Raw genomic sequence first — 14,173 nt, 5'->3', positions numbered from 1 at the left:
GCAGCTCAGGACGCCAGGACGGTCGCCGTCATGGTGACGTCGGGGTTGCCGATGATCGGCAGGACGATCGCGGTCGCGCGGGTCCAGAGGGTCTGCGGGTCCTCGGTGTAGTAGGCACCGACCGCCACGCCCGCCTCCGCGCCGGCCAGGCCGTACCGCGGGTCCTGCGACTCGATCGGGCTGCCCCACAGGGTCTCGCCGATCTTGATGTTCGGCGGGGGGAGCAGCGCGACCTTGTTCGGCGGGGTGACCCGAGTCGAAACGCCGGACACGGTCACCTGAGCGTCGTACACCTCCGCGGCCGGCAGGCCGGCAGCCGAGAGCGCGTCATTGAGCTGCCCTGGGGTCAGGGTCGGGATCGACGCGATGGTCTTGCCGGAGTTCGGGAAGATGATGTTCTTCATCTGGTTGTTGCGCCGCAGGAAGTTGAAGACCCTGCGCGGCATCACCATGCGGTCCGGCACGAAACCGTTGAGCGCGAGGTAGTACTCCATCCAGGTCTCGATGTCGTCGGACACCGGGGCAGTGACGTCGTCCCACATGGTCCCCGCGGCGACGGTGTTGCCGGCGGAGCGGCCGAAGTCGACGCCGCCGATCACGCCGTTCTCGTTTAGGGAGATGGAGGCGTTGAACAGCGCTTCGCCGCGCGCCATCTCGACACGGGCCGCGATGCCCTGGACGAGCCGCGTGGCGTCGGTCTCCAGCGCCGCCCGCAGCTCCTCCGCGCGGGTGTCCAGGTTCCGGCGGGTCAGTCGCTCGTACTCACCCAGCGGCATCTTGCGGCTGATCGGGGGCAGCTCGCCCCAGACCGAAGCGCCGCCCTCGCGGCGACCGATGTCCGACTCGGAGTCGTAGTTGCGGTACACGGCCGCGTCGACCAGGTTGCCGCCACCCTTCGTGAACTTGTAGCTCAGGTCGTTCACGTGGTTGTCAGGCAGGTAGGTGTGAAGCGAGAACATGTTGACCTGGTAGTCACGCAGTGCCTCTCGCGCGTAACCGGTCAGTTCCGCCGGGGTGGCGTACTCGTCGTTGAGCTGCATCAGCTAGTCGTCCTCTCAGACGGTGTAGATACGGGACGCGACGTCGGTCTGACCGTTGGCGTCCAGGGCGACAGGGAGGGCCGAGAGCTTGATGACGCCGTGAATGAGCATCGAGCCGCCCACGCTGGTGGAGGCGTTGCCCCGGCGATCGATGACCTCCACGCCCGACCAAAGGATGCCGACGCAGGTCTGCCGGCCGTCGGTCTTGGAATCGTCGTACAGGCCGTACTTGCCGCTGGCGGTGATCTTGCCGAGCGGGATGCCCGACTTCAGGAAGCCGTCGGGGTAGTGGGTCGCCTTGACGAAGGTGCTCACGTCCAGGGTGATGGACCGGAGCACGTCAGTGCCGTGCTGCGACCCGAGCCAGTCCTTCCGGTCCTGCGCGAACGAGACGGTCCGAAGAGACAGATCCATGTGATTCCCTCCAGGGAGTAGGTCAGTTGGCCCCGTACGGGGACTTGTAGCGAGAGGCACCCGCGGCGACGGTCTTCGCTGCGCCTGGCTCGCGGCCGTCCGGAGTGGTGCGGACTCCAGCGCCGCCGGCGTTGCCCGAAGTCGCGCCGGCGAAGAGCGACTTCAGTGCGTCCGCGTCCGCGTCCAGCTCTTCGCGGGTCGCCCCACGGAGCCGCTCCGCCTGCGCGGGGGTGAGCCCCTTCATGCCAGCCACCTCCAGCACCAGGGCGCGGCGGGTGGCGGCAGCAGCGTCAGCCTGAGCCTGTGCGGCGCGCTGCTCGGCCGCATCCTTTTCTGCCTGGAGCCGCTGCGTCTCAGACAGCTCGCCAGCCTTGCGAGTGGCCAGCTCGGCGGCGTCGGCCCGGAGCTTCTCCAGCTCTTCGGCAGTCGGAGCCGCGTTCGCTCGCTGCTCGTGGCGCCGGGCGTGGTGCTTCCAGTACGCCACCTGATGAGCCGGCTCCATCTCCGCGACGGGGGTCGCGTCGGGGAAACCGTGTTCGTTGACGGCGGGCGGGATGACGGGCTCGGACATGCGTTTAACTCCCCTGTCGGGATGGGTGGTGCCCCTGGCGGGCGCTTACTTCGGGATGCGGAGATCCTCGGGGCCGGTGAACCGCTGCCCCTTGAAGCCCAACACGGGGCCGATCTCTCCGTGCACGTTCTGAACGATGATCTTGGAGTAGTCGACGCTGCGGGCGTCCCGGGCGGACACGCCGAGCGCCTCCTCCACCGCCTTGTGAATCGCTTCGAGCCGTGCCTCGTCCAGCACCTGGCCAGGGTCGAAGTCCGCCCTGACCGGTGTCGGCCGGCAGTCGCAGCCGGGATGGATCGGCAGTAGATCTGCCTTGCGGTACCGCTGAGTTGAGGCAACGAGACACAGCGCACAGTCGTACTCGCCCTGCAGCTCACGCATGTAGTACGTGACCCGCGGCTGACGTTCCATCACGGCTTGAGACGTCAGGGTGCGGGCCCGCTGTAGGTCGGTCTTCGCCAGCGTTTCCAGCCGGTTAGCGCCACGCTCCGTGGCGACGTCCAGCGGCTCCCCGTTGCTGAGCGCCGTCCACACCTCTTTGAACGGGCGCTCATAGACATCGGCCGGGTCGACGCCGTTGCGCACCGCAGATCCGGTCACGGCCTCCAGGTCGAGCGCGACCCGAGACGGCTCGTTGAAGAGCCGGCGGTACTCCGCCTCCAGGTACGTGGTCGTCAGGGCCGCGATCCGGCGCTCACCCGCGAGCAAGGCGGGAAGTACGCGCCGCTGGAAGCCCTTGACGTCGCCCTGACGCCACGAGCCGAGCGAACTCCACTCGCGCGTAAGGCGGTTGACGACATCGGCGAAGGTGCGTCGGACTGCTGCGTCGTAGGCCGGGCCGGGGTCAGGCTGCCTGCGTGACGTCGGCACGCCCGATCACCGCCCGCGGATCAGGCGGGGGCTGCAGAGCCGCGGGAGGCTGTGTCGGGTCTGGGCTCTCCATCATCGAGTCCTGCGCGCGGTCGACCTCCATGCGGTCGATCTGCGTCGGTGTGTAGCCCATGTCCTCCATGCGTTGCCGCCACGGGACGCCGGCGGCCTTCTTCTTCACGGCTGCGTCGGCGAGTTCGCTGACGGTGCGCGACTCGGAGTCGGCCCAGATCGTCTCAGCGTTGACGACGTCCGCCCGCGGGTCGTTGAGGACCTGGAAGGCCAGGCGCATAACCTGTTCCCAGGACTCGCCGAACTCGCGCTTCTTCGACTTCACCTTGGAGGCCAGACCAGTTTCCGCCGCCTTCAGCGCGTCGCCGCTCACGTTGACGACCTGACCCAGCAGGTAGTGCGGCGGGGTCTTACTGATGGCTGCGAGATCCTGCACGGCCGAGCCGATAGCGGCGACGTACGGGCGCAAGTCGGTCGCGGCGAACTCCCCGAAATTCACTTCCGGGTTATCTGTCGTCCATAGCGTCTTGATGTCCAGCTTGAACGGCGCGATCCGCTCGCCGGTCACCGGGTCCTCGTCAACCTCCAGACCTGCCGCAAAACGTTGACGGAACGCCCCGTACCTACCGGCAGCCATCAATTGGATGAGGCCGGAATTGATGCGGTTCTGAATGCTGAGCGAATCCTCGTGCTCCGCGAACCCCCCGGCCCGACGGTTGCGGCGGTTGACGAACGGAATCAGTGGGACCGCGCCGAGTTCGTTCTTACTGTCGATCGCGCGCCCGGATGGGAGCGTCCACAGATCCCAGGAATCCAGCCTGGCAGCCCGGAGCGGGAACGCCAGCTCGGATACAGGAGAGACGAATTCGTGCACCTCGCCGGGAGTCCAGAGCTTAGCCCGTGACTCGCCCGTCCATTCATCAACGAAGATGTACAGGCCGGCGGCTAGTTTCCGGTGGTCGTGCGGGTCACGCGCTACGGCGACCTGCCGGGTACTCTTCTGGAGTATCCGCGGCCTACCCGATGTATCCTTCTCCACCAACACGAAATGTCGGCGCTGCGAGAGCGCACCGTAGTGCACGATCTCGCTCTCGGCGTCCATCCCGTTTTCCTGCCAGATCCGGTTGGCCTCGTCGTCAGCGTCGGACGTTTCCCCGAAGCGAAAGCCGTCAACCCCCAGCCGCTCTACCGGGGAATCAATGACGAGGCTGCACCAGTTGGTGCGCGCGTCATTCATCCAATCCATGGCTTCCGACGGATCAACGCCGGGCACCTGCGGCAGTGGCGCACGGCCTTCGGCATACGCCTTCAGACGGTCCAGGCCGGGAACCACTTCCGGATGGCCACGCCAGTCCGTGCGGACTTCGTCAGCCCGCTCGTTCAGGATCGCGTACCCGAGTCGAGCCAGCCACCACCCCGGGGACTGGGGCTTACTAGCGTCGATGGCCATCCGGCCCCCTCTCTCAGAATGCAACCAGCCGGCCGGACTTCTTCTTCCGCTTCGTCACGCCAAGCGCGACAGCGTCAGCGCGGCATTCGTAGGCGAGGACGGCAGACATTGCCGCATCAATTTTCTTCGGGCTCTTGGCGTGTTCCTTACCAATACCCAGGTGGTTTCGGCCCATCGGCCGGCGACGCGCGTTGAGGACATGCCGCGTGAGCGTGGCTCCGAGGCGGAAACCGTCGGTGCTCTCGGTGTCGTCAGTGTTCAGCGCGGCAGCGTACGAAAGACCCTTGTCGTCCACGGCCTCGTGGAAGCGCTGGAGGGCCGCCTCCATCGCCGTCGGGCGATTCGTCCACCACTCCAGCGGCCTGGCTTGCACGGCGCGGACCCTCAGGTCGGTGCCGAAGTCGGCCGTCCAGCGGTCGACGTAGTCCTGCCAGTGTGGCGGATCGCAGTAGAAGCCGCAGACCTCGTACCGCTCAAAGGCGCTGGCGACTGCGGCGTCCACTTCTTCGCGCGGGACCTGCCAGCCTTCACCCTCGGGGCCTTCAGGCTTCTCCCATACGCCAAGCGTCTGGAGGTGCCCGTCCCAGACCCGACAGGCCACAAGGGCCGTAGCGTCGTCGCGGATCGAGCCATCGAAGCCGAGCGTGACTAGGTCGCCGGCGGCGAGCAGCTCGGGTTTCCGGCAGAGCGCCCACGCGTCCGGATCCACCCACGCATCGGAGGCGACGGTACGGGAGTTGAGGAAGTACCGGCGCCCGTCAGCACTGTCGTTACGCGTGTCGTAGAAATCATCGACCAGCGCGTCAAGATCGATCCATTCCATGGCGTCCCCGTAGGCGTCGACCAGGGCAGCGCGGAGTTCCTGCTCGTTCTTGAGGTTCTTGCATTCGCCGTAACGGTGGTCGTACATGAGGCGCGAACGGCCTCGCTTCTTACGGCCTTCGCGGATTGCTTCCGCTTCCTCGTACGTTTTCTCCGCAATAGAGTCTTGGCCGGGCGCGAACATCGTCGTGGTTTCGAGATACCACGTCTGTGCGTTTTTCTTCCGCTTGCGGAGATTACGCGTAACGGTCGCGTACATCCGCCGCAACTCGGGCGTGTTGTAGAGGTGGGTCTCGTCAAAGCAAACCCATGTCTCTTTACCGCCATCCTTCGAAGACGAAGAGGCGGTGGACGGCATGATCTCTCCGCCGTCAGGGAGATTGATTCGTGTGATCCCGACGTCAACGCCGGGAATCTGCGAGAGGAGTGACGCCTCGTCGGTCAGATTGAAGTAGATCGTGTCGAAGACGTTGCCGGTCTGGCCTTCCTCAGTCGCCATGATGCGGAGGTACGGCACCTTGACCGGCCGGCCCATCGGCTCGCCAGGCTCATAGACGTACTGAAAGCCCAGACCCCACGGGTCCGTGTATACCTCTCCGCCCTCTGCCCAGCCGTCGAAACGGGCCGGGCCGAAAGCCTCGAAGAGGCCAATACGGGCACCGAGGCCGGATTTGTCGCAGCCTTTCGGGCGAGAGAAAAACGCCGAGTCGTAGAGAAGACGGCCTTCGTCCTCGTCCACGGCGTAACAGTCAGCCACGAAGCCGCTGTACTCGTCGCCGTGGCGGACGGGCTCACCCTGGACGTCGCCAGGGCCGTGGACTACGAAAAACTCCATCCATGCGAGCGCAAGCCATCCGAGAGAGCGGCTGCGATCGTGACCGGGGGCGCGCACCAGGGCGCGTGGCATGGTCCCCCTAGCTCGTCAGGCGGGCGCGGCGGGACGAGATATCCGTGACGCCGGCCGGCTGAATCGGGGGCGCGGGCTTCGAGTTCGGCCCGTCGACCTGCAGCTTGAGCCTCATCCGGTCCTCGGGGGTGGCGCCGAACTTGGCTGCGCGAAGGCGAACCTCGCTGGCGAACTCCCACCGGCCCCGCGCCCACATCGTGTGGTGCATCAGCGCGGTGTCGATTAGGAAGAGCCAGTCCGTAGCGGTGAAGGTCTGCGCCTGCGCCGACGTCCGCCAGGACTCCCACCACAGCTTCGTCATGGGGTGCCAGTCGACCGTCAGACCCGAGTCCTCGTCCAGGCCGAGCACGCCCTCCGGCAGTTCGGGGCCGCGGAGTTCGTCGTCCGATTCCAACTTGAGCAACGGAGCCGTGTCGTTGCGGCGGCGGCGCTTCGCAGGGTCCTTCGGGGCGGGTCCGCGGCCGGCCATCAGGACGCCTCCGCGTCTCGGGGTGGCCACGACCAACAGCCAGGTTCCGGCGTCTCGGAGTACGGCACGTTCAGATCGAAGTGCACGCCGGTCGGGTTTAGTACGGCGAGGCTCGCGATCCACATGGGCCGGTCCTCGTGGTCGAGCTTGCCGTTCGGGCAGCCGTCGTACGGCTCAGCCGTCAGGTACCTGGGCACATCAGTGACGATCGCAGCCCGGGGGCGGGATTCGTAGCGCTGAGAGCCGTCCTCCAGCACGGGGCTGCCGTGCGAGTGATAATGCACGACACGGCCGACGGTGGGGCGCATGCGGGAACCTCCCGGGTCGGGACAGCATCAGCCGTCCCCTGCCGGGAGAGCTACGCCGTCAGCTTGGAAATCAGTGCGGAGAGGTCCGCGAGAGTGGACGGGCAGGAGCCATGTCGGCGGCCCGTCACGGTGATGTACCGGCCGGTGCCGTAGACCTCCACGGCCGTGCCGTCCTGGCGCCGAATGCGTCGTCCCTGTCGGACGTCAGCGCGGCCCCAGATGTGGAGCCCGTCGCCGGACGGGGACACCTCTACGTAGGTGGTGTCCGCGGCCCGAACGATGGGCGCCGCCCACGACTCCAGGGAGCCGTCAGGGCGGATGCAGTGGTCCAGATCGATGCAGACCACGTCGTCAGCCTCGCTCAGCACGAAGCCGACTCCCACGCCGGCCGGAGAGTTCACGGCGTCGGCGTAGGTGCTCCACGTCGAAGCGTCGGTGCTGGACGCCGCCATGCCGGCGGTCGTCAGCGGACGTTTCGTGGAGTCGTAGCGGATCCAGCGAGCGGTGGTCGTCAGCTCGGCGGGAAGTTCAGGGGCGGTGCCCGCGGCACGCTTCGTTGCCCGGCTCAGCGCCTTCCGGCAGCGCGGGGAGCAGGTCCGCGCGTGGCTCCGCGCCATGATGGCGAGGGGCTCGCGACAGTGCTCACAGGTCCGGGTCATGCCTCTATCGTACGGGGCGGCGGTCACACTTTCAAGCCTCCCACCTGCATATTTGTAGCTAACATCCCGTCAAGCGTGACGGGCGAAGCGCTGTGCGGGCGCCTGCCGGTCGGGGGTCTCCACCACCTCCGCAGGGTCGAGTTCGGCCCGCAGCGGGCAGCCTCCGGCGGCCTCGCGCCAACTCCCCAGACCCGTACAGACAGCGGCGCCCAGCACCTTAACGATGCGCAGGGCGGGCCCGAGGGGGTTACCCCCTGGTAAGTTACTGGTCGGTAAGCTACTCAGCCGTTAACTACCGGCAGGTAGGTTGCTGGCGCGCAATGGACGACAGCCTGTCAACTAAGGGTTGCCTGCCCTGAACCCGAAGGGCTGCCTCCGCGGCCCGACCGTTGGAACGATCTTGTGCCTGATGTCCACCCGCCGTGGCATGAGCACGAGCGTCACGGTCGTCGCCCCGTTGCCGGCCACAGTCACCTTCGGCGCCCGAGCCAGCGCTCCGACGTCCGTGCCGTTAACCCGCACCACGCTGGGTGCCAGGCCGTCCCCGTCCTCCTCGTCCACCAGCTCCACGTGTGCACCTGTCGGCTCAGCCATCAGCCCTCCAGGGCGGGGTGTGTGGTAGGCGGGCGGGCGCTGGACACGACCCGCTGGCCGGCTGCCGTGCCCCCTTCGCTGCTGCTCTTGTGCCGGTGGCACCAGCCGCACAGGGAGCGGAGATTGGTGTCGCTGTGGTCGTTGCCCGGGACGATGTGGTCCACGTCGGTGGCGGGCTGCTCGCACTGCCGACCGTCGGAAAAGGTGTTCGTGCAGGCGCCTCTGTCGCGCCTCAGTATCCGCCTCCGAATGCGTGCCCAGTCACGGGGAAGTTCGCTGCGGCGGTTGCTCGTTGACCACGCCATAAGAGCTCTCAGCGCCCCTCTCGTGGGCTACGATCGGGCGTATGGGGATACTGAGCCGGTTGGCCCGCAAGCCCGTCCAGATGGCCGCCGCGGAGGCGTACAAGCGCGGTGACGCGGTTTTCGTCCACCGCTTCTTCGCCACGCCTCAGCGGCTCGCCGAGCTGCTCGCAGAGGTGGAAGCGCTCGGGTGGCGCGTCGATCAGCAGCACGCGGAGGGGACCGGCCGCGAACGGGCCTGGACCATCACGTGCCGCCGCGCTGAGAGCTGATCTCGTCAGCTCTACAACGCAAGCAGCCCCGCACCGAATCCCGGTACGGGGCTTGCCAGTTGATCTGTCAGGGCAGCTTGATTGCGCGAATCTTCAGCTCGGCGTTGTCGACGTCGACCAGAAGCGACGAGCCGTAGACGTCGCGCGGGAAGGGGCCGAGCAGTACCTCCGCACCGACTGCCACCGACTTCGTCCGGGTGGCCGTGACGGCCAGGCCGTCCAGGGTGCCTGAGAGCCGGATCGTCACAGTGCGACTGACCGTCGAACCGCCGTTCTTCACGAGCAGCGCAGTACGGCCGTCGTTCACAACCGCGTGGCCGTTGGTAGCGTCTCCGTCCGTCGCAGCGGGTAGCACAGTGCCGGCCCGATCCGCAGTGCTGACGGCGATGGTGCCGCGTGCCATGGTGCCTCCAGGGGCGTCGTGGTAGGTCTGGTCGGCAGGATTCGAACCTGCGTCCTCCCGCTCCCAAAGCGGGCGCTCTGGCCAAGCTGAGCCACGACCAGCAGCTCTGTGGACGGTGCGGGATTCGAACCCGCGGCGGGCCGCGTATCGCCTGTGTGCCGGCACGCGTTCCGTCTAGGCACGTCACCCTTAGGCCAAGCTCGGGCAACCGTCCAGTGCCGCACGAGGGATTCGAACCCCCAACCTCCCGGGTCTGAGCCGGGCGCCTCTGCCAGTTGGGCTACTGCGGCAAAATGCCCGCCTCCGTTGCAGCGGAGGCGGGCGCCCACCACGGCCCAGCGCACAGCACAGTAGCAGTGCAGTGGACCCTAGCGGCGCGTTTCTGCCCCCGGCGGGCCGTCCGAACCGAGAGATCCGGGTGCCGGGGAAGCTCCGCTCACGCAGAAATCAACATCTTCCCCAATCGAACCGCCGCAGCCAAGCACGCGGCGTCCGCGCCATCGAACTTGACATCAGCAGCTATCGCACTCATCAGGTCGCGCGCCGTCGCGGTGTCTGATGCCAGATCAGTGGTGCTGGTGGTTTCCACCGTCAAACCCAACAACCTCAAATCGCTTACCACTTCGTCCACGTCGTGCCCAAGTGTCGGGTGGGCCTCCACGAGGTACCGCATCAGCCGCGGCAGTTCGTAGTCGGGCAGCAGCACGTGCCGAAACACAGCGTCAAGTACTGGGTGCGGCTCCACCAGCCATGCGGCCACTGCTGCGGGTGTCACCACGGCCAACGCGCCTACGTTCGGCGCGGTGTCGGCGACGCCGGCTGACCGGGCCCAATCCCGAGGGCGCCAGCGCGCAGGAATGGTGAGCGCCGGGTGGGTGTCCACCGGGCTCCCGGGTCGACCGCCCCACCGCACAGCTACCTGCTGAGGGCGGGGAAGGTAGGCGCCGACCGATGAGCGGAGGCGCAGCACCAGCGCACTCACAGCCTCCACCGTGACCAGTCCTGTACCAGCCGCACGAACGACAACAGCGGTGCCCTCCTCCATCTCTGCGGCGCGCTGTACCGCCGCGGGGACCATGAGGCGGCCACGCTGTCCGAGAGACGTCAGTGTGGCACAGCTATCGGTAGTGTGTTCCATGAACACAGTCTAGGGCACAATGTCCCGATGCGGTGAGCAGATGTCGAACTTGCTCACCGTCTAGAGCTTGCGCGCACCTGGGGCGCACACCGGTGGGGAAACTAGCGCTGGGCTCACACACCCGCGTAACCTGCTCACCGCAACCGGAACGGAAGCACGCCGGGGTGACAGCGGGAGCGTCCTCCCACGGACGCCCGACAGCAAGCGCCCGGGCACGCGCGCCTTATCGGCACAGCGTCCAGGCCCCTGCACGACGAGCCGTCGCGAACGGGATTCGAACCCGTGAACCCTGCAGTCCTGTCGAAGCAGGGGCAGGAGCTGACCCACACAGCGTTTCCGCGCAAGCGTCCGGATCGCTCCGGCTCGTCAAGCTAGAGGACGGGCGGTTCTCGACACCGCCAACCGTCGCAGGGGGGTCCACCGCTCGCCCGATAAGGGGCCGGCTCTCCATGGCCTACGTCCTCCGCGCGCCCCCGACCGGACTCGAACCGGCGGCCCTCCGCTCGACAGGCGGACGCTCTGACCACTGAGCTACGGAAGCAGTCGCCGGTCCGCCTCCGTCCCCGTGCGCAACCCCATGGGGTCCGCCTACGTCTCCGTGCGCGCTCCGGCTCGTGCTGTGCCGTGGAATCGAACCACGCCAGGCGCTCCGCACCGAGGGCTTTACAGGCCCCCTCGTCTCCCAGGACTCACAGCAAAGACAGTCGGCGCGCTCGACCGGGCTCAACCCGGAGGAGAGTGCGGGGAGCACAGGGAGCGCTGCCGACCGTCAGGGGGAGGAGACGTGGGCGCCGCGCCACTCGCCGGCGTCGCGATCCGTCTGCCTCCCTACTGTAGTAATTAGGCCCGCGCCCGGGTGTACGAGTGCCTGCGCGCGCCTGCAAGGCTGCCACCTGCGGTTTTTCGATAGGCGACGGTTTACAGGCACCAACACCGTTACATACTCGTTATCCCTAGGTCTCTCGGCCGCTCCGTCACCAGCGCCGCCCCTCCCCCGACGGCCAGTCTGGCCAAAAGAGCCAAACTAACCCCTCTTTTCAGTTTCTCTCTAACGCGTATTAGGGTAACTAGAAAATAGGGGTTAGTTTAGCCATTCTGGCATCACCACAGGTCAGGCGCAGTGTCAGTTTGGCCGTGGAAGAGGCGGCCTGACGAGGAATCGGACGTCAGTCTTCCGTTTCCTCGCGAAGGATGGCGTCCAGCGCCTCCGCCGCGGGGTCGTTGTGCTCGCCGACCGCGAACGCCAGCCGGCTGACGTCCGGCCCTTCCAGGCGTGACGAGTCGCCCCCGGTGCGCCCCTTGGCGACCGTGATACGCACGCCGGCGTCCACCAGCAGCCGTCGCCGCCCGGTAGTGTCGTGACGGGCCCAGAAGGCAGCGTAGGTCTCTCCGGTCGGGATGATCTCTGTCCGCGCTTCGGTGCGCGGAGTGCTCTCCAGCGCTTCCGCCCGCCGCTCTAGGGCGTCGACCTCCTCCTGCCAGATCATCCGGCCGGTGCGGGACTTCCGGGTGTCCTTGTCGGCGTACAGGGCCCGCAACTCGGCTTCCACCTCGCGCAGTTCCGGTGTCGGGTCGTAACCCCTGTGCGTAACGACGCGGGTCACCTGACGTTCACCGAGCACCTTCATGAACTCGGCTACTGCGAACGCCTCCAGCCAGTCCGCGCGGATGCCGGCAGGAGCTTGGCAGCGCTCACCCCGCGCTGTGGCGCGGCAGTTGTAGTCGGCACCCCCGGCCCGTTGGGAGAGGTACATGTTCCCTCCGCAGCCAGCGCATGTAGCGACACCCAGCAAGAGCGCTTTGGTGTCCCGGCGGGTGCGGCCTTTCTGAGGGGTGAGTGTGGCTAGGTAGTCCTGAAGGGCGTCGAACTGTTCGCGCTCCAGGATGGGCGCATCCGTGATTAGCACCGGGGCGCCGTCTCCGTCACGCACGGGCGCGCCGTGATGCGTCTTGTACCCGAGCAGCGCCCGGGAGCGCAGAACTTTAGACATCGTGCCCGCAGTCCAGCGGAATCGCGCGTGACGAGTCCCGCGCCGCACACCGCCGGTTTTTCTGCCTGCCTGGAGTGCGGCATGGTCCCGCGGCACGGGAATGTTTGCATCGTTGAGCCGCATGGCCACGTCCGTCAGCGATTTGCCGCTCAGCACGTCGCGGATGATCTCTGCAAGCACCTTGACGGAGGTAGGGTCCTGCTCAAGCTTCCACCCTGGGCCATCGGCGTTCTTGACCTTTCGGTAACCGTACGGCGGGAGTCCGCCGGCGTACCGCCCCTGAGATCGCAGCGCAGCCTGCGCGCCCTTGACGCGTTCCTGGATTGCCAGGGACTCCATCTGCGCCGCGAAGGCGAGCATGACCAGGATCAGTTCGCTGATCGGAGTGATGGTGCGCATGTCCAGCTCCAGCGGCGCTCCTCCGGGCCCCTCTTCGAAGATCAGCAACTTCCCGTGTTCCCGAGCCCACTTACCCAGCTCGTTCATGTCTGCCATGCTGCGAATCGCCCGGTCGAAGCGCCACCAACTGATGGCGTCGTACTCGTCCGGCCGCCGCAGCCACTCCCCTAGCTCGGGGCGCTCGAACGGGCTCGTCTTGGACGCGCTGACGTCAAGGTCCTCCGCCCAGTGGAGAACCTGTCCACCGCGTCGCTCGGCGCCAGCCTCGATAGACCGGCGTTGACGACCTGGAGACGTCGTTTCGTCGGTAAGGACGGACAGCCTGATAGCGCCCAGGATACGAAGTTGGTGTCCAGTCATGCGGTGCAGCCTACTGGAATCTAAGCCGACCGGCTGGCGCATCGACTACCAGCTGGCCACCCCGGGCCTGGCCGCCCGCTGCACCCGCGCCCACGTCGAACGCGCCGCCACCCACGCCGAACGCTGGTCCGACCACGCCCCGGTCACGGCGGTCTACGGCCACAGCGCCTGATCCCACTGCCGGCCGGTCCCCGGCGCCGGGGTGGCGCCGGGGACCGGTGGGGCGGAGGAAGGGAAGAGGGAGTAGAGGGGTAGAGGGGTCAGACGCGGTCGGCTGCGATCAGGACGTACTGGAAGGAGCCGTCCTTGTAGGACTCGATGAACGCCTCCTCGATGCCGGTGACCAGCGAGGAGGTGGCGCGCAGTTCCCAGTAGGGGAGGGTGTCGGGGGTCAGGTCGATGACGGCCTGCGGGACGAGGCGGTTGTCGGCCATCGCGCGGAGGTACTCGCGGCGGGAGTGGATGTTGCACTCGAAGTGGGCGTTGATCTGGGAGACCCACTTGGAGGGCTGGCCGTAGCGCGGGTTCCAGCAGCCGGTGACGGTGACGTAGCGGCCGCCGACCTTGAGCACCCGGGCGTGCTCGGCGAACAGGTCGTGCAGGTCGACGTACATGCTGGACTCGTTGTTCCAGGAGCCGGACATCAGGCCGCCGGCGAACGGGGTGTCGAGCATGTTGCAGACCCGGGAGCGGACGTGGTCGGCGATGCCGAGCTCCCGGGCGCGGCGGTTGCCGAACTCGGCCTGGGTGGTGGAGAGGGTGACGCCCTCGACCTTGCAGCCGAAGCGCTGGTGGGCCATGACCATGGAGCCACCGCGACCGCAGCCGGCGTCCATCAGGGTGTCGCCCGGCGCGATCGGGCCGAGGTGGTCGAGCAGGAGCTCGGCCTGGGCGGACTCCAGCCGGTGCAGTTCGGCGATCAGCTTCTTCTCGTACGCGCTGTCCTCGGGGTGCCGAGGGCGGCGTGGTCGACCTCGCCGATGCCGTAGTGGTGGTGGTAGAGGCCGTCGACGTCGCCGAGGCGCAGGTTGACCGGCCGGGCCTCGTTGTTCCAGTAGCGGGCGATGTCGCCCTGGTAGGCGGTCGCCGGAGCCGGGACGAAGGGGGTGGCGGCGTCGGTACCGGTGCCGGTGGTGCCGGTGGCGGCGTCGGTGGCGGCGGGGGTGCCGAATTCGGTGCTGGTCATGTCCAC

General features: G+C 67.3%; 15 protein-coding genes, 4 tRNA genes and 2 pseudogenes. 2 read left to right on the top strand and 19 right to left on the bottom strand.

The genetic code is table 11. The features are described 5' to 3' along the window. Positions 1 to 5: 5 nt before the first annotated feature. The 11 genes from QMQ26_RS33460 to QMQ26_RS33410 all read right to left on the bottom strand — a co-directional run bounded on the left by QMQ26_RS33460 (position 6) and on the right by QMQ26_RS33410 (position 8,421). Positions 6 to 1,040 (bottom strand): major capsid protein, encoded by a 1,035-nt coding sequence (locus QMQ26_RS33460; protein ID WP_282203887.1) that lies wholly within the window; start codon positions 1,038 to 1,040, stop codon positions 6 to 8. Positions 1,041 to 1,055: 15 nt separating this feature from the next. Beyond that, a complete protein-coding gene (locus tag QMQ26_RS33455; RefSeq protein WP_282203886.1) occupies positions 1,056 to 1,454 on the bottom strand; it encodes a head decoration protein in 399 nt (132 codons plus the stop codon). 22 nt (positions 1,455 to 1,476) lie between these two features. Then, entirely contained in the window at positions 1,477 to 2,025 is a 549-nt protein-coding gene (locus QMQ26_RS33450) for a hypothetical protein (protein ID WP_282203885.1), read from the bottom strand. A 45-nt stretch (positions 2,026 to 2,070) separates the two neighbouring features. Next, positions 2,071 to 2,895, bottom strand: a complete 825-nt coding sequence (locus tag QMQ26_RS33445; RefSeq protein WP_282203884.1) for a hypothetical protein — start codon at positions 2,893 to 2,895, stop codon at positions 2,071 to 2,073. Then, complete coding sequence (locus tag QMQ26_RS33440) at positions 2,870 to 4,357, bottom strand: phage portal protein (RefSeq protein ID WP_282203883.1); 1,488 nt, start codon at positions 4,355 to 4,357, stop codon at positions 2,870 to 2,872. The genes QMQ26_RS33445 and QMQ26_RS33440 overlap by 26 nt, the downstream gene beginning before the upstream one ends. Positions 4,358 to 4,370: 13 nt before the next feature. Continuing rightward, the gene (locus tag QMQ26_RS33435; RefSeq protein ID WP_282203882.1) at positions 4,371 to 6,014 is read right to left on the bottom strand and encodes a terminase; all 1,644 of its coding nucleotides are present in this window, start codon (positions 6,012 to 6,014) and stop codon (positions 4,371 to 4,373) included. Between the two features lie 79 nt (positions 6,015 to 6,093). Next, a complete protein-coding gene (locus QMQ26_RS33430; RefSeq protein WP_282203881.1) occupies positions 6,094 to 6,489 on the bottom strand; it encodes a phage terminase small subunit in 396 nt (131 codons plus the stop codon). 65 nt (positions 6,490 to 6,554) lie between these two features. Then, on the bottom strand, positions 6,555 to 6,863 hold the full coding sequence (locus QMQ26_RS33425; RefSeq protein ID WP_282203880.1) for a hypothetical protein: 309 nt from the start codon (positions 6,861 to 6,863) through the stop codon (positions 6,555 to 6,557). A 50-nt stretch (positions 6,864 to 6,913) separates the two neighbouring features. Continuing rightward, positions 6,914 to 7,522 carry a bifunctional DNA primase/polymerase gene (locus QMQ26_RS33420; protein ID WP_282203879.1) on the bottom strand — a complete coding sequence of 203 codons (609 nt, stop codon included), beginning with the start codon at positions 7,520 to 7,522 and terminating at the stop codon, positions 6,914 to 6,916. Positions 7,523 to 7,861: 339 nt separating this feature from the next. Next, positions 7,862 to 8,092 carry a hypothetical protein gene (locus QMQ26_RS33415; protein WP_282203878.1) on the bottom strand — a complete coding sequence of 77 codons (231 nt, stop codon included), beginning with the start codon at positions 8,090 to 8,092 and terminating at the stop codon, positions 7,862 to 7,864. A 23-nt stretch (positions 8,093 to 8,115) separates the two neighbouring features. Continuing rightward, on the bottom strand, positions 8,116 to 8,421 hold the full coding sequence (locus QMQ26_RS33410) for an HNH endonuclease (RefSeq protein ID WP_282203877.1): 306 nt from the start codon (positions 8,419 to 8,421) through the stop codon (positions 8,116 to 8,118). Between the two features lie 41 nt (positions 8,422 to 8,462). On the opposite strand from QMQ26_RS33410, the gene QMQ26_RS33405 reads away from it, so the two are divergent. Further along, entirely contained in the window at positions 8,463 to 8,690 is a 228-nt protein-coding gene (locus QMQ26_RS33405) for a hypothetical protein (RefSeq protein WP_282203876.1), read from the top strand. 67 nt (positions 8,691 to 8,757) lie between these two features. Here QMQ26_RS33405 and QMQ26_RS33400 read toward each other — a convergent pair whose 3' ends face one another. From QMQ26_RS33400 to QMQ26_RS33370, 7 genes are all read right to left on the bottom strand, one after another. Beyond that, positions 8,758 to 9,093, bottom strand: coding sequence for a hypothetical protein (locus QMQ26_RS33400; RefSeq protein WP_282203875.1), 336 nt, complete (start codon positions 9,091 to 9,093; stop codon positions 8,758 to 8,760). 26 nt (positions 9,094 to 9,119) lie between these two features. Then, positions 9,120 to 9,194 (bottom strand) — tRNA-Pro (locus QMQ26_RS33395). Between the two features lie 8 nt (positions 9,195 to 9,202). After that, a tRNA-OTHER gene (locus QMQ26_RS33390) sits at positions 9,203 to 9,307 on the bottom strand. Between the two features lie 2 nt (positions 9,308 to 9,309). Then, positions 9,310 to 9,383, bottom strand: a tRNA-Leu gene (locus QMQ26_RS33385). Between the two features lie 146 nt (positions 9,384 to 9,529). Beyond that, a complete protein-coding gene (locus tag QMQ26_RS33380; protein WP_282203874.1) occupies positions 9,530 to 9,976 on the bottom strand; it encodes a hypothetical protein in 447 nt (148 codons plus the stop codon). A 723-nt stretch (positions 9,977 to 10,699) separates the two neighbouring features. Next, positions 10,700 to 10,772 (bottom strand) — tRNA-Asp (locus QMQ26_RS33375). 625 nt (positions 10,773 to 11,397) lie between these two features. Next, on the bottom strand, positions 11,398 to 12,981 hold the full coding sequence (locus QMQ26_RS33370; protein ID WP_282203873.1) for a recombinase family protein: 1,584 nt from the start codon (positions 12,979 to 12,981) through the stop codon (positions 11,398 to 11,400). Positions 12,982 to 13,009: 28 nt separating this feature from the next. On the opposite strand from QMQ26_RS33370, the pseudogene QMQ26_RS33365 reads away from it, so the two are divergent. Then, a pseudogene (locus tag QMQ26_RS33365) lies at positions 13,010 to 13,153 on the top strand (exodeoxyribonuclease III); the annotation flags it as partial. A gap of 88 nt (positions 13,154 to 13,241) precedes the next feature. On the opposite strand, the pseudogene QMQ26_RS33360 reads toward QMQ26_RS33365, so the two are convergent. Continuing rightward, a pseudogene (locus tag QMQ26_RS33360) lies at positions 13,242 to 14,167 on the bottom strand (geranyl diphosphate 2-C-methyltransferase). Between the last annotated feature and the right edge of the window lie 6 nt (positions 14,168 to 14,173).

It is taken from the genome of Kitasatospora fiedleri, from assembly GCF_948472415.1.
Taxonomy (GTDB): domain Bacteria; phylum Actinomycetota; class Actinomycetes; order Streptomycetales; family Streptomycetaceae; genus Kitasatospora; species Kitasatospora fiedleri.
This window is presented reverse-complemented; position numbering and strand designations above follow the sequence as displayed.

Excerpts from the sequence above, each read along its gene's own strand:
- QMQ26_RS33460 (WP_282203887.1), bottom strand. The coding sequence starts at position 1,040 with ATGCAGCTCAACGACGAGTACGCCACCCCGGCGGAACTGACCGGTTAC.
- QMQ26_RS33440 (WP_282203883.1), bottom strand. The coding sequence starts at position 4,357 with ATGGCCATCGACGCTAGTAAGCCCCAGTCCCCGGGGTGGTGGCTGGCT.
- QMQ26_RS33450 (WP_282203885.1), bottom strand. The coding sequence starts at position 2,025 with ATGTCCGAGCCCGTCATCCCGCCCGCCGTCAACGAACACGGTTTCCCC.
- QMQ26_RS33400 (WP_282203875.1), bottom strand. The coding sequence starts at position 9,093 with ATGGCACGCGGCACCATCGCCGTCAGCACTGCGGATCGGGCCGGCACT.
- QMQ26_RS33420 (WP_282203879.1), bottom strand. The coding sequence starts at position 7,522 with ATGACCCGGACCTGTGAGCACTGTCGCGAGCCCCTCGCCATCATGGCG.
- QMQ26_RS33405 (WP_282203876.1), top strand. The coding sequence starts at position 8,463 with ATGGGGATACTGAGCCGGTTGGCCCGCAAGCCCGTCCAGATGGCCGCC.
- QMQ26_RS33435 (WP_282203882.1), bottom strand. The coding sequence starts at position 6,014 with ATGGAGTTTTTCGTAGTCCACGGCCCTGGCGACGTCCAGGGTGAGCCC.
- QMQ26_RS33455 (WP_282203886.1), bottom strand. The coding sequence starts at position 1,454 with ATGGATCTGTCTCTTCGGACCGTCTCGTTCGCGCAGGACCGGAAGGAC.
- QMQ26_RS33370 (WP_282203873.1), bottom strand. The coding sequence starts at position 12,981 with ATGACTGGACACCAACTTCGTATCCTGGGCGCTATCAGGCTGTCCGTC.
- QMQ26_RS33425 (WP_282203880.1), bottom strand. The coding sequence starts at position 6,863 with ATGCGCCCCACCGTCGGCCGTGTCGTGCATTATCACTCGCACGGCAGC.
- QMQ26_RS33410 (WP_282203877.1), bottom strand. The coding sequence starts at position 8,421 with ATGGCGTGGTCAACGAGCAACCGCCGCAGCGAACTTCCCCGTGACTGG.